Genomic DNA, 13937 nt, shown 5'->3' with positions numbered 1-13937 from the left:
GGCCGTGACCAGAAGAATCCGGAGACGCATCGGAACTACTCCGGAATCCGCGGGCCGCTGGCCCCGCCGGCCCGACCGACATCACTCGTGCCGCCTTCGTCCTCGGCGACGGCCTCCTCCTCCGGGGCGGCGAGCTTGACCCCCACGGTGCGGACCGTGTGGAGATACCGAGGCTTCTGGGCCGTCTCGCCGAGTTTGCGGCGCAGCCAGGACAGATGGACGTCCACCGTCTTGTCCGCGCCGCCGAGCGGCTGCTGCCACACCTCGGCGAGCAGTTCCCGGCGCGAGACCACTTGGCCGGCGCGGCGGGCGAGGTACAGGAGCAGGTCGAACTCGCGGGGCGTGAGATCCAGCGGCGCGCCGTCCAGCACGACCTCGCGCGCCGCCGAGTCCAGGACCAGCCCGCCCACCCGGAGCGGCGCCTCAGGCTCCGCGGTGCCCAGCCGACGCAGTACCGCCTTGATCCGCGCGTCCAGCTGTGCGGCGCCGAACGGCTTGACGATGTAGTCGTCCGCGCCGTCGTCGAGCACCGCGACCATGTCGCCCTCCTCGTCGCGCGCGGTGGCGACGATGATCGGTACATCGCTGACCGCCCGCAGCATCCGCAGGACCTGCGCGCCGTCCACGTCGGGCAGGCCGAGGTCCAGGACGACGAGGTCGGGGCGGTCGGTCACGGCAGCGTCGAGGCCGGACATCCCGGTCGCGGCGGTGGCCACGGCATGGCCGCGGTCACGCAGCGCCCGCACGAGCGCACTGCGCAGTTGGGGGTCGTCCTCGACGACGAGCAGGTGGGACATGTCGCCACGGTAACCAGCAATGATTCCGTCCGGGCGGTCGGCCGGAGGCTTTGGGACCGCTTTAACCGGACGTTAGGGAACGGTGCGGGAGTCTGGATCGTGCCTGGTCCGCGCCCTCTCGCTGCGGCGCGGAAGCCGTGGACGGGGCGCTGTGGACAACCGGCTCACCCGATCGAGGCCGGTGATCGCGGCGGGCCGTGAAATCCGGCCTGTGGAAAACCGACGCGGGCCGGATCGAGCAGGCAGAGTGAGAAAAGACCGAGGCCGGGACGAGGCATCGATGAGGCAGGGAAAGGAGGGGCGCGCGATGAAGTGGCGAAGCGCGGTGGTGACCGCCGTATGGGTCTGCGCGTTCGCGGGAGCGGGCGGGCTGGGCGCGTGGTCGCTGGCCAATACCGACATGGGGGTGCGGAACAGCCGGGCCGAGCCGCTCGACGACGACGGGGTGCGCCAGAAGCTCGCGGCCGCGCGTACGTCCGCGCAGCCTCCCGGCTCCTCGGACCCGGGCAGCGGTGCCTCCGAGTCCGGCGCTCCCGATTCCGGCGGGTCCGGCAAGCCCTCCGACGGCGCCACGCCGTCCTCGGGCGGGGCCTCGTCTCCTGGCTCCCCTGCGCGGGTGGGGACCGTGAATGTCACAGGGGGCAGCGCCACCGCCGAGTGCCGCCCCGATGGCACGGTGTACCTCACGGTGTGGAGCCCGGCGTCGGGCTATCACATGGACTCCGTGAAGCGAGGCCCCTCCGACGTCGCGACGATCGAGTTCGAGCCGCTGGACGACGGCGACGACCGCACGTACGCGGTCCGGTGCGACGACGGCCGCCCCAAGGCCGTACCCATAGCGGACCACGACATCGACCACGACGATGACGACGATGACGACTGAGCCGCAGGTGACGGCCGGCGCGTGACGGCGACCGCCCGCGCCCGGTGACGACGGCGACGACCACCCGCGCCCGACGACTGCCGATCTTGATCTTCACGAGTGACGATCGACAACCTGTCAGAGCGCGTGGTGAGTGCCATACACACTGTCGGTACCGGCGCGGTCGTGGTGATCCTTAGGCTGAGAGCGTCCGCCGCCCCGCGTTCCCGCGTTCTCGCAGTCCAGCGTTCTCGCGTTCCTGATTTCCTGGCGGCCCAGAGCGATCCGAGGTAGTGACCGTGACCACGACGCAACCAGACCCCGCCGTCGGCGCGGCCGTGAAGGCCGCCGACCGTGCCCACGTCTTCCACTCCTGGTCGGCGCAGGGCCTGATAGACCCGCTGCCGATCGCGGGCGCCGAGGGCTCGTACATGTGGGACTACGACGGCAACCGCTACCTTGACTTCACCTCGCAGCTGGTCAACACCAACATCGGCCACCAGCACCCGAAGGTTGTCGCCGCGATCCAGGAGCAGGCCGGCAAGCTCTGCACCCTGGCGCCGGGCTTCGCCGTGGACGTGCGGTCCGAGGCCGCGCGGCTGATCGCCGAGCGCACGCCCGGCGACCTGGACAAGATCTTCTTCACCAACGGCGGCGCCGAGGCGGTCGAGAACGCCGTGCGCATGGCCCGGTTGCACACCGGCCGGTCCAAGGTGCTCTCCACGTACCGCTCGTACCACGGTGCCACCGCGGCCGCGATCAACCTCACGGGTGACCCGCGGCGCTGGCCCTCGGACACCGCGTCGGCCGGCGTGGTGCACTTCTGGGGCCCGTACCTGTACCGCTCGCCGTTCCACGCGGAGAGCGAGCAGCAGGAGTGCGAGCGCGCGCTGCGCCACCTCGAGGACACCATCGTCTACGAGGGCCCGCAGTCGATCGCCGCGATCATCCTGGAGACCGTTCCGGGCACCGCCGGCATCATGGTCCCGCCGCCCGGATACCTCGCCGGGGTCCGCGAGATCTGTGACCGGTACGGCATCGTCTTCATCCTGGACGAGGTCATGGCGGGCTTCGGGCGGACGGGCCGCTGGTTCGCGCTCGACCACTTCGATGTCGTGCCCGACCTGATGACCTTCGCCAAGGGCGTGAACAGCGGTTATGTGCCGCTGGGCGGCGTCGCGATCTCGGCGGAGATCGCCGCGACCTTCGACCAGCGCCCCTACCCGGGCGGCCTCACGTACTCCGGCCACCCGCTGGCCTGCGCCTCCGCGGTCGCGACGATCAACGCGATGGCGGAGGAGCGGATCGTGGAGAACGCGGCCGAGATCGGCGAGAAGGTCATCGGGCCGGCGCTGCGGGACATCGCCGAGCGCCACCCGTCGGTGGGCGAGGTGCGCGGCATGGGTGCCTTCTGGGCGCTCGAGCTGGTCAAGAACCGTGAGACGCACGAGCCGCTGGTGCCGTACAACGCCTCGGGCGCGGACAACGCCCCGATGGCGAAGTTCGCGGCGGCGTGCAAGGAGCGGGGCCTGTGGCCGTTCCTGAACATGAACCGTACGCATGTCGTCCCGCCGTGCACGATCACCGAGACGGAGGCGAAGGAGGGCCTGGCAGCCCTCGACGAGGCCCTGACCACGGCAGACGCGTACACGGTCTGAGCCCGGCGCGTACACCGTCCGAGGCCGACGCGTACACGGCCTGACAACTGCTGCGGCCCCGTGCCTGAGCGCGCGGGGCCGCCCCAGCCCCGTCCCCACCCGGCCCCCACACATCTCCTCACCCCGCTCACCAGCACAAACCCCCTCCACTCGCCCTTTCGTACCCACTGCCTCATCCGTCTCGTGCGGCGCTCGCCTATCGTGAGGGCGAGGGCCGCGTTCCTGCCGTGCGGTCGCGGAAGGAGACGGACACGATGCCCGCCGGGCCGGTCAGCGGAGTCATCCAGCGCAGCACCCTGCGTCAGCAGATCGCGGATGCGCTGCGCGACGAGGTGCTGGCCGGACGGCTGCCCGCGGGGCGCCAGTTCACCGTCAAGGAGATCGCCGAGCAGTACGGAGTCTCCGCGACCCCCGTAAGGGAGGCGCTGCTCGACCTCGCGGCGCAGGGCCTCCTGGACGTGGAGCAGCACCGCGGTTTCTGCGTCCACACGTTCACGGCCGCCGACTACCGCGCCATGGTCGAGGCGCGCACGCTCGTCGTGGAGGGTGTGTTCCGGACGAGCGCGGAGGAGCTGGTCCGCAGCGTCACGTCCGACATGCTCGTCTCCCTCCGCCGCCGCGCCGAGGAGGCCGAACGGTACGCGCGCTGCGGCGACCTGGACGTACTGATCGGCTACGACCTGCGGTTCTGGCGTGAGTTCGGCAACTTGGTGGGGAATCCGTACATCGCGGATTTCCTGGACCGGATGCGGATACAGGGCTGGGTGTTCGCCGTGCCGATGCTGCGTGACAAGACCGACCTGTGCGGCCATCTGTGGCAGGGACACCAGGAGTTGGCGGCGGCGGTCGTCCACCGCGACCTGGCCACCGCGCAGCGTCTGGTGCGTGAGTACAACGCCCACTCCCTCGCCCTCGTGGAGAACCTCGCCTAGCACTACGCTGTCCCGACCATCGGCTTTGTCGAACGCAGTCGATCGTTTGGTCTTCGATCGCCTGGTCTGCCGGAACCGAACCGAACGGAAACCGAACCGAACGGAACCGAACGGAAGCGAGAACTTGTGGCGTGTGACCTCTGGCTGGTCCCCCTGGTCGACGTGCTGTGCCACAGCCCCGACAATCCCTTCTCCGAAGAGCTCGCCGCCTACGACAAAGCGCTGAACGACGCGGGACTGCCGCCCGTGCCGATCTTCAACTACATGCCGGGTCTGTCGGGGGACGTCGCGCCGGTCGCCGGCTTCGACTACGACGCGCTGCACTTCCTGCGCCGCGCGTACCTCCTCCAGGTCTGCGGGCTCGCCGTGTCGCCGGTGGACGAACTGGGCAGCGACTACGAGCAGTTGCTGGAGATGTTCGAGAGTACGGCCCAGGAGTCGCACCTGGTGTGGCACTACGACCACGCCGGCGCGTACGTACCGGTGGACTTCCCGCACCCGCTCGCCAACGACGAACTGCTCGAAGGCGGCGGCCCCTTGGGGTCCTCGCACGGGCTGCTGCGGGAGCTCGAAGTCGTCGCGCCGGCCATCGGCATCGACCCGGCCAACCCGCCCGCCACGCCGGCACCGCCGGAAGGGCCGACCACGCTGGAGGAGCGGGCGGGGACGACGGGGGCCGACGACAGTCCGTTCGCACGGGAGCGTCATGTCTGGCTCGGGCTGCACGCGGCGGCCACCCGCAGCCTCGGCCAGGGCTCGATGATCGTCTTCAGCTGATCGAGCGCTCCCTCACCGAGGCGGTTCCGGCGGTCGCTGCCGGGGCATGTTCGGGCGGGTGCCCGGGGGGAGCACGATCCGGCCCGCGCGGTCCGGCGCGGCCTCCTGGCGCGGCGGGCCCCAGGGGGCCGGTGCCGGCCGGCCGGCCGTGGGCACCGGGCCCGTACGGAACTGCATCATCCAGTCGGCGGTCTCGGAGCGCACGAGCTCCGCGATGTCCTCGTGGAAGCGCCGCAGTACGGTCAGGCAGCGCTCGGCCGCTTCGGAGGCGGTGCCCTCCGTCGGGCCGAGCACCTCCCGGACGCTCTCCGACGCCCAGTCGAACTGCAGCGCCTCCAGCCGCCGCTGTACGGCCTGCGCGGCGGCCACGTCCCGCATCCAGCCCGCCGTCACGCCGAAGAACCGGTCGCAGCCCACGCAGACGGCGGCGAGCAGCAGCGCCAGATAGCCGTACTCCGCGCCGCGGTCCAGGGCGCCGCTGACGCCGAGCAGGGGCAGCAGCGCCCCCGCCGAGACGCCGGCGGCGGCGCCGGCCCGCAGTATCCGGGCGGTGCGCCGCTTGGCGACGCGGTCGGCGAGGTACCAGTCGATGACGTGCAGCGCGCCGGTCTCGGCCCATTGGTACAGCTCGTCCAGGCGCTCGGCCGGCTCTCCCCAGTCACCGAGCGGAAAGGCACGGCCGGCTAGATCACCGCGATCCCGCCCTTGTGCGTCCTCGCCATCCGCCCGAGGAGGCCCCTCGGGCGGCCTCTCGGGCTGCATCTCCGGCTGGCTCACCCGTGCACTCCCTGTTGAAGATACGTGCGGTGCGCGCGATGCGAATGAGACGGCCGTGGCGCGCAGACACCCTTCCTACCGCCGAACGGCTGGCGTTGCCGCCAGAATCCAGCTATTTCCGCCCGGAAGTGGCGCGGGATCAGGTATAGGCCAGTTCCCGCCCTCACTCGAAAGAGTTGCTACACCCCATGGCCCCCACCTAGGTACACAGGATGGCGAAGCCGCTGGGACGTTTTCGCGCCGCTCGGTCACCTGCGCCGACCCCTCGATGGGGCGCACCGCCCGGCCGCTTCGTGCCTCCGTCCAAATGGCGGCCACGGCCCGCTTCGTCTCTCTGCCCAAAGGGCGACTACCCTGCTCCTGTGAAGGTCCTCGTCATCGGCGGCGGCGCCCGCGAACATGCCCTGTGCCGCTCTCTGTCCCTCGACCCCGACGTCACCGCGCTGCACTGCGCTCCCGGCAACGCCGGCATCGCCGAGGTGGCCGAGCTCCACCCGGTGGACGCCCTCGACGGCGCGGCCGTGGCGGAGCTGGCCGTGAGCCTGCAGGCGGAGCTGGTCGTCGTCGGCCCGGAGGCGCCGCTGGTGGCCGGTGTCGCCGACGCCGTGCGCGCCCGCGGCATCCCGGTCTTCGGCCCCTCTGCGGAGGCCGCGCAGCTGGAGGGCTCCAAGGCGTTCGCCAAGGACGTCATGGCGGCCGCCGGCGTGCCGACGGCCCGCAGCTACGTGTGCACCACCCCCGCCGAGATCGACGAGGCCCTGGACGCGTTCGGTGCCCCGTACGTGGTCAAGGACGACGGCCTCGCGGCCGGCAAGGGCGTCGTCGTCACGGACGACGTCGAGACGGCCCGGGCGCACGCCCTGGCCTGCGACCGCGTGGTGATCGAGGAGTTCCTCGACGGCCCCGAGGTCTCGCTCTTCGCGATCACCGACGGCGAGACCGTCGTGCCGCTCCAGCCCGCCCAGGACTTCAAGCGCGCCCTCGACGGCGACGCGGGCCCGAACACCGGCGGCATGGGTGCGTACAGCCCGCTGCCGTGGGCCGATCCGAAGCTGGTCGACGAGGTCGTGCAGTCCGTGCTGCAGCCGACCGTGGACGAGCTGCGGCGCCGCGGGACGCCGTTCTCCGGACTGCTGTACGCCGGCTTGGCGATCACCTCGCGCGGCGTCCGCGTGATCGAGTTCAACGCGCGCTTCGGCGACCCGGAGACCCAGGTCGTACTCGCCCGTCTGAAGACCCCGCTCGCGGGCCTGCTGATGGCCTCGGCGACCGGCAACCTCGCCGCCCTCCCGCCGCTGCGCTGGAGCGACGGCGCGGCCGTCACGGTCGTCATCGCCTCGCACAACTATCCGGACGCGCCGCGCACGGGCGACCCGATCACCGGCCTGGACGCGGTGGCCGGTCAGGACGCCCCGGAGGCGTACGTCCTGCACGCCGGTACCCGGAACGACGCCGACGGCCAGGTGCTCAGCGCCGGTGGCCGGGTGCTGTCCGTCACCGCCACAGGATCCGACCTGGCCACCGCCAGGGACCGCGCGTACACCGCCGTCGGCCGGATCTCCCTGGAGGGGTCCCACCACCGGACGGACATCGCCGCCAAGGCCGCCGCGGACGCCAAGGCCGCGGAGCAGGCCGGCTGAGCGTCGTACTGCCCCCGGGCCGCCTCTGTTCGAGATGCCGGCCCCCTGTCCGAGGAACCGGCCGCTCACGTGGCCGGTTCCTTGCTTTACCCAAAGCCATTCCATCGAGTGACCAAACCGGTTAACGGCTGACGTGCGACGGTGCCCCAACTAGGGTTCCGCGCAAGCGTCCTGTGGTGCCCGTTCCGGTGGCCTTTCCGGTTCCCGGGCCGGCTGCCCCGAGACGTCCGGCAAGTGGCTCACCGGCATTGCGATGTCAGTGGCCGGTGCCAGAGTGGTGGGGAGTGAGCAGCGCGCCGTCGGTCGCAAGCGTCCGCGGGCACGTTGCCCGGTCTCTTCCGTCCCGTCTCTCCGTCCCGTTCAAGCAGGACAGCAGGGGGTGTACAGGCTCGTGGCAGGTCCGGAGGCAGGCGAACAGGCAGCGCGCGCCCGGGCGCTCGCGGTGCTGCGGATCCGCGGCGCGGCGCTGGGCGCGGCCGTGCTGCCGGCCGCGCTGGCCGTGGTGCTCTTCGCCGGGGCAGCGACCGGTGGGCTCGGCTCCTGGGATTCCGGGGGCTGGGCCCTCGCCCGCTGGATCGTGGCGGGGTTCGCGGTGGCGGTGCTGCTGCTGGCGGCGCTGGTCGCCGCGGTGGTCGCCCGGGCCAGGCCCGCGCTCAGTCCCACCGTCCCGGTCGCCGAGGAGTCCGCGCCCGATCTGTACCGGCTGGTGCGCGATCTCGCCGACCGGCTGGAGGTCCCCGCGCCCTCCGCGATAGCGCTCACCCCGGACTGCGACAGCTGGCTGGAGGACCGTACGCACCGGGCGCACGCGCCGCCCGGCGGCGGCCCGGCGTCCGGCCGTGCCGCGCCCGCGTCCCGGGGCGCCGCGGCCGGGGCGGACCGGCAGGTGCCGGCGCCCGTCCTGGTCATCGGCTCCCCCTTCCTGTGGTGGATGCGGGTCGGCGAGCTGCGCGCCCTGCTGGCTCCGGTCGTCGCCGGTACGGGCCCCTCGGCGCACCCCGACATAGCGGCAGCGCGCCGCTTCGTCCGCGGCCTGGACGCCGCCGTGGCGGTCGCCGCCCGCGCCCGGGGCACGCTGCGCGGCATACCGCTGCGCTTCGTGGGCCGGGTGGCGCGGCTGCTGCTGCGCGGCTGCGGCGAGCACGCCGCGCAGATGGAGCGCGGCGTCGCGGCCGCGGCTTCCGAGCGCGCCCAGGGCGTGGACTACGGCCTGCGGATCGTCGCGCAGGAGCAGGTGGGGCTGGCGTACGCGGGCTGGGACCGGCTGCTCACCCGGGTCGCGCTGCCCGCCTGGCGGATGGGCCGCTGGCCCGCCCGGCTGGACGCCGGCGTGGTCTCGGCGCTCACCGAGCTCTCCCGCCGCGACCGTCTCGCCGAGGGCTTCGCCTCCCGGCTGGGCGAGCGCCCGGCCTGTGACCTGCTGGAGGAGCCCGGCGCCATCGACCGCGCCGCCTCCCTGTTGGCCGCGCGGCTCTTCCACGGCGGCCCCGCCGAGAGCGGCCCCGACTGGTCGCCGGTGGCCTGGGACCGCTATCCGGAGGAGGTCGTCGACCGCAAGTGGCGGCTGGAGGCCGCCCGCCTGCACCGTGTACTGGACGACCTCCCCGCGCTCGCGTCCCCGGACAGTGCGAGCGAGGACGATGGAGCGGCAGAGCCGGGACGGCCGAAGGAGCCGTTGGGCACCACGGATCCCGTGGACCGGCCGGAACCGGCGAGCACGAGGGAGCCGGTCGGCGTGCAGGAGTCCGCGGGCACCACGGACCCCATGGGCGAGCCCCTCGCCGGCCGGGTGCGGCTCGCCGGTACGGTCCCCCCGAGGCCCGATTCCGTATCCCCCGGGACCGGTGCCGAGTCCCCCGTAGCCGGGCCCACGCTGGCCCGGATCATCGAGCGACTGGCGCGGGACTCCGGGTCGAGCGAGCTGATCGCCGCGCGCCTGGTGACCGAGCTGGAGCGGGAGGAGCGGGCCACCGCCGACCGCCGGGCCGCCGCCCGTACGGCCGGGGCCGAGGCCGCCGGGACGACGGGCCCCGGTGTGCCGTGGGGCGACGGGCTGGTCGACGGCGGCGTCCCGCTGTTCCCGCTGCAGGCGCCCCGCTCGGGCCGTGAGCTGCTGGCCGACCACGTCACGGCGATGGTCTGCTGCGCCGCCGTGGACACCGCGGGCGCCGCTCCGGGGCTGGACTGGCTGGACGGGCCCGCGCTGCTGGTCGGTGGTGCCCGCCGGACCGATGTCGGCCACTCGGTCCGCAGCCTGGTGGAGGACGGCGACGCCGAGCCGCTCCGCGACTGGCTCGGCGAGCTGGGCGTACGCCCGGACAAGCCCGTACGGCTCGTCTGACGAAGGCTGCCCCGCCGCCTCCGCCCGCACAGGACCCGACACCCGGACCGTCGTATCCCGGCCACCGCCCCCACCGGGGAGGCGGCGCCGCACATCCGCACGTCGCCATGATGTGCGCAGCTCATGCCCCGTTCGTCTCCGCCGGATCGGGCGCCCAATCTGTCCGATAACTCCGGCTGGATGTTCTGCCGCAGTTCACCTTTCGGTCGTTTCCGCCCGTAAATTCACGACGAAGGGTGACGGTCCAAGTGCGTAATGTGATGTGCTGGGGGTACTCGCCGCTTCTCGTACGAACGAACTCGCGGATGCAGGAACCCGACGGCGTACCGACCGGTGGGGCGAGGGAGGGGAGTGGGAGCGTGGGCACACAGCAGATCCGGCGCTGGGAGTCCGGGGCGTTCGCGCATGCCGTGACGGACCCGTTCGGCCAGGGTCCACTTCCTTGGCTGCGCGGCAGCGAGAACTACTTCGACTCCGGCCGGGTCGTCCCCTGGTACGTCGATCCGGTCCTCGCCCAGAGAGAGGCGACCGTCCCGCTGCCCCGCTCCTGCGCGGGCCCGCGCACCGCCGACGACGTGCACCGCCAGATCAAGGGCTTCGCCGCGACCGGCGCCGTGGCCCCCGGCGAGGCCATCGACTTCCGGATCACCGTCGACCCGCCGCAGCCGTTCAGCATCGACGTGTACCGCATCGGCCACTACGCGGCGGCCGGCGCCTCCAAGATCACCACCAGCCCCCGGCTCTCCGGCATCGTCCAGCCGCCCCCGCTCACCGCCGACCGCACGGTCTCCTGCCACCACTGGTGGCTCTCCTGGCGGCTGCAGATCCCCGAGTACTGGAACGTCGGCGCGTACGTCGCCGTGCTGACCACCCAGGACGGCTACCGCAGCCACCTCCCCTTCACCGTCCGCGACGACCGCCCCGCCGACCTGCTCCTGCTGCTCCCGGACATCACGTGGCAGGCGTACAACCTCTACCCCGAGGACGGCCGGACGGGCGCCAGCCTGTACCACGCGTGGGACGAGGACGGCGCGCTGCTGGGCGAGGCGGACGCGGCCGTCACGATCTCCTTCGACCGCCCGTTCGCGGGCGCGGGCCTGCCGCTGCACGTCGGCCACGCGTACGACTTCATCCGCTGGGCGGAACGGTACGGCTACGACCTCGCGTACGCCGACGCGCGTGATCTGCACGCGGGGCGCGTCGATCCGACGCGCTACCGCGGCCTGGTCTTCCCCGGGCACGACGAGTACTGGTCGGTCCCCATGCGCCGGACGGCCGAGCGTGCCCGCGACACCGGCACGTCCCTGGTCTTCCTCTCCGCCAACACCATGTACTGGCAGGTGGAGCTGTCCCCGTCACCCTCGGGGCCGGACTCCCTGCTGACCTGCCGCAAGCGCCAGGGGCCCGGGCGCCCGGCGCTCTGGCGCGAGCTGGGCCACCCCGAGCAGCAGCTGATGGGCATCCAGTACGCGGGCCAGGTGCCCGAGCCCGCGCCGCTGGTCGTCCGCAACGGCGAGCACTGGCTGTGGGAGGCCACCGGCGCGCACGAAGGGGACGAGCTGCCGGGTCTGGTCGCTGGGGAGGCCGACCGGTACTTCCCGCGCACGAGCCTGCCCGAACACGTCAGCCGGGTGCTGCTGGCCCACTCCCCGTACCGCGACGGGGACGGCGTCCGGCGGCACCAGGAGACGTCCCTGTACCGGGCTCCGAGCGGCGCCCTGGTCTTCGCCTCAGGCACCTTCGCCTGGTCGCCCGCGCTGGACCGGCCGGGCCACATCGACGAGAGAATCCAGCGGGCCACCGCCAATCTTCTCGACCGCATCTGCAAACGCGACTGAGATTCGGGGGCGCGCCGCGCCCTGCCGTCGAGCACCCACCACGAGGCGTCGGAGGGCGTGCGGCGCCTGCCGTGCGCCGCGTCGGCCCACCCTGAAGCGCTGCCGGGCGCCCGCATGCGCGAGAATCGGAACGACTCCTGGATCAACCTACGCGGAGGCAGCGTGTCCGGATTCGTTGAAAAGCCCGAACCCGTGGAGGTGCCGGGCCTGGTCCATCTCCACACCGGCAAGGTGCGCGACCTCTACGAGAACACCGACGGCGACCTGATCATGGTCGCCAGCGACCGCACTTCCGCGTACGACTGGGTGCTGCCCACCGAGATCCCCGACAAGGGCCGGGTCCTCACCCAGCTCTCGCTGTGGTGGTTCGACCAGCTCGCCGATCTGGCGCCCAACCACGTGCTCTCCACCGAGGTCCCGGCCGGCGCCCCCGCCGACTGGGCGGGCCGCACCCTGGTCTGCAAGTCCCTCCAGATGGTCCCGGTCGAGTGCGTGGCCCGCGGCTACCTCACCGGCTCGGGCCTGAAGGAGTACCAGGAGTCCCGTACGGTCTGCGGCCTCGCGCTCCCCGAGGGCCTGGAGGACGGCTCCGAGCTGCCCGCGCCGATCTTCACCCCGGCCACCAAGGCCGAGGTCGGCGAGCACGACGAGAACGTCTCGTACGAAGAGGTCGCACGCCAGGCCGGCGCGGAGACCGCGGCACAGCTGCGCCAGGCGACCCTCGCGGTGTACAGCCGGGCCCGGGACATCGCCCGCGAGCGCGGGATCATCCTGGCGGACACCAAGTTCGAGTTCGGTTACGCGACGGACGAGGACGGCACACGGACGCTGACCCTCGCCGACGAGGTGCTGACGCCGGACTCCTCGCGCTTCTGGCCGGCCGATCAGTGGCAGCCGGGCCGCGCCCAGCCGTCCTTCGACAAGCAGTTCGTCCGGGACTGGCTGACCTCGCCGGCCTCCGGCTGGGACCGCACGAGCGAGCAGCCGCCGCCCCCGCTGCCGGCGGAGATCGTGGAGCAGACCCGGGCGAAGTACATCGAGGCGTACGAGCGGCTCACCGGCCACAAGTGGTCCTGAGCGGTAAGCCCGCACACGAGAAAAGGCCCCGGTCGCGATGACCGGGGCCTTTCCCTTACGGAGCGGACGACGAGGCTCGAACTCGCGACCTCAACCTTGGCAAGGTTGCGCTCTACCAACTGAGCTACGTCCGCCTGCCCGGCGCCGAAGCGCGCGGTGCGAGAACCACTATAGCCAACCGCGCGGGGTGCTCGTGCCGTCCGGCGGGCGACGGGAACGGAATGTGGCCACGGACACAGATCAATTTCCCCGTACGTTCCCGATCTCTTCCTGGACCAGGAAGATCATGCAGGCGGGAAAAGCAGAAGGCCCCGGTCGCGATGACCGGGGCCTTCTTTCCCTGAGCGGACGACGAGGCTCGAACTCGCGACCTCAACCTTGGCAAGGTTGCGCTCTACCAACTGAGCTACGTCCGCATGCATCCGTCCGGCTCTCACCGAGCGGCGCGACAGCTACTCTACCTGATCCAGAGGACTGGTCGAGACTGTCAGAGCGGGTGACAGGGATCGCACACTGCGCCTCCCCCTTGGAAAGGGGGCGCTCTACTACTGAGCTACACCCGCGTGACTCCTCGGGGCCCGGCCTGTCGGCCTCGCCCCTCGGCGTGCTCCAGACTTTAGCTGATCAAGGGGGGTACAGCGCAAGTCCGCTGCCGGCAGGGGCGGCCGGCCGGCACCGGACTCAGCTGTTGGCGGCCTCGAACGCCTCGTAGACCTTCTTCGGGATGCGGCCCCGCGGGGGCACGTCCATGTGGTGCGAGCGGGCCCAGGCCCGCACGGCGGCGGGGTCTGCCGCGACCGGGGTGTGGCGGTATGCCTTGCCCGACCTCGCGCGCTTGCGGCCGGCCTCGACGTACGGAGCGAGCACCTCGCGCAGTTTCTTCGCATTGGCGGGATTGACGTCGATCTCGTACGTCTTCCCGTCCAATCCGAAGGCGACCGTCTCTGCGGCTTCTCCGCCGTCGATGTCATCGGAGAGCGTGACTACTACGCGCTGCGCCACGGATATCGGTCCTTTCGCGTGGCATCTCCGTGCTGACATGGGGAGATGCCACAGATCCGGATGTCTGGGATCAATGCTTTTTCATTTGTACAGCGATGAGCAATGCATTGTGAAGCCCAGTTAATTTCCTCAGCGTGTCATCGCGCAATCGGGACTGCCGATCTTTTCGAGGATTTTTCCCGGGTGTTCACAACCGGCGATACCGGTACGTGATCGGCCGAGTACAGATCTATGCG

11 protein-coding genes and 3 tRNA genes are annotated in these 13937 nt (G+C 71.8%); 8 read left to right on the top strand and 6 right to left on the bottom strand.

All coding sequences use genetic code 11. The features are described 5' to 3' along the window. Window positions 1-35: 35 nt before the first annotated feature. Complete coding sequence (locus tag IF04_RS0119520; protein WP_037959993.1) at window positions 36-797, bottom strand: response regulator transcription factor; 762 nt, start codon at window positions 795-797, stop codon at window positions 36-38. 307 nt (window positions 798-1104) lie between these two features. Here IF04_RS0119520 and IF04_RS36670 point away from each other — a divergent pair, with 307 nt between their 5' ends. The 4 genes from IF04_RS36670 to IF04_RS0119500 all read left to right on the top strand — a co-directional run bounded on the left by IF04_RS36670 (window position 1105) and on the right by IF04_RS0119500 (window position 5026). After that, window positions 1105-1680 (top strand): hypothetical protein, encoded by a 576-nt coding sequence (locus IF04_RS36670; RefSeq protein ID WP_030259032.1) that lies wholly within the window; start codon window positions 1105-1107, stop codon window positions 1678-1680. Window positions 1681-1958: 278 nt separating this feature from the next. After that, window positions 1959-3317 carry an aspartate aminotransferase family protein gene (locus tag IF04_RS0119510; RefSeq protein WP_030259031.1) on the top strand — a complete coding sequence of 453 codons (1359 nt, stop codon included), beginning with the start codon at window positions 1959-1961 and terminating at the stop codon, window positions 3315-3317. Between the two features lie 254 nt (window positions 3318-3571). Continuing rightward, entirely contained in the window at window positions 3572-4249 is a 678-nt protein-coding gene (locus tag IF04_RS0119505) for a GntR family transcriptional regulator (protein WP_030259028.1), read from the top strand. A gap of 126 nt (window positions 4250-4375) precedes the next feature. Then, a complete protein-coding gene (locus tag IF04_RS0119500) occupies window positions 4376-5026 on the top strand; it encodes a hypothetical protein (protein ID WP_030259025.1) in 651 nt (216 codons plus the stop codon). Window positions 5027-5038: 12 nt separating this feature from the next. Here the strand turns inward: IF04_RS0119500 and IF04_RS0119495 are convergent, their stop codons facing one another. Continuing rightward, a complete protein-coding gene (locus IF04_RS0119495) occupies window positions 5039-5803 on the bottom strand; it encodes an SLATT domain-containing protein (RefSeq protein ID WP_030259023.1) in 765 nt (254 codons plus the stop codon). Window positions 5804-6165: 362 nt separating this feature from the next. Between IF04_RS0119495 and purD the strand changes: the two genes are divergently transcribed. The 4 genes from purD to IF04_RS0119475 all read left to right on the top strand — a co-directional run bounded on the left by purD (window position 6166) and on the right by IF04_RS0119475 (window position 12699). Next, window positions 6166-7443, top strand: coding sequence for a phosphoribosylamine--glycine ligase (gene purD / locus IF04_RS0119490; RefSeq protein WP_030259019.1), 1278 nt, complete (start codon window positions 6166-6168; stop codon window positions 7441-7443). Between the two features lie 391 nt (window positions 7444-7834). Further along, on the top strand, window positions 7835-9784 hold the full coding sequence (locus IF04_RS0119485) for a hypothetical protein (protein WP_030259017.1): 1950 nt from the start codon (window positions 7835-7837) through the stop codon (window positions 9782-9784). Window positions 9785-10143: 359 nt separating this feature from the next. Further along, window positions 10144-11622, top strand: coding sequence for a N,N-dimethylformamidase beta subunit family domain-containing protein (locus tag IF04_RS0119480; protein WP_030259014.1), 1479 nt, complete (start codon window positions 10144-10146; stop codon window positions 11620-11622). A 162-nt stretch (window positions 11623-11784) separates the two neighbouring features. Then, window positions 11785-12699 (top strand): phosphoribosylaminoimidazolesuccinocarboxamide synthase, encoded by a 915-nt coding sequence (locus IF04_RS0119475; protein ID WP_030259011.1) that lies wholly within the window; start codon window positions 11785-11787, stop codon window positions 12697-12699. Window positions 12700-12760: 61 nt separating this feature from the next. On the opposite strand, the gene IF04_RS0119470 is transcribed toward IF04_RS0119475, so the two are convergent. The 4 genes from IF04_RS0119470 to IF04_RS0119455 all read right to left on the bottom strand — a co-directional run bounded on the left by IF04_RS0119470 (window position 12761) and on the right by IF04_RS0119455 (window position 13701). Further along, window positions 12761-12833, bottom strand: a tRNA-Gly gene (locus IF04_RS0119470). A 209-nt stretch (window positions 12834-13042) separates the two neighbouring features. Continuing rightward, window positions 13043-13115, bottom strand: a tRNA-Gly gene (locus IF04_RS0119465). A 75-nt stretch (window positions 13116-13190) separates the two neighbouring features. Then, a tRNA-Gly gene (locus tag IF04_RS0119460) sits at window positions 13191-13262 on the bottom strand. A 118-nt stretch (window positions 13263-13380) separates the two neighbouring features. Further along, window positions 13381-13701, bottom strand: a complete 321-nt coding sequence (locus tag IF04_RS0119455; RefSeq protein WP_030259007.1) for a histone-like nucleoid-structuring protein Lsr2 — start codon at window positions 13699-13701, stop codon at window positions 13381-13383. Between the last annotated feature and the right edge of the window lie 236 nt (window positions 13702-13937).

It is taken from the genome of Streptomyces violens (genome assembly GCF_000717745.1).
Lineage (GTDB): Bacteria > Actinomycetota > Actinomycetes > Streptomycetales > Streptomycetaceae > Streptomyces > Streptomyces violens.
This window is presented reverse-complemented; position numbering and strand designations above follow the sequence as displayed.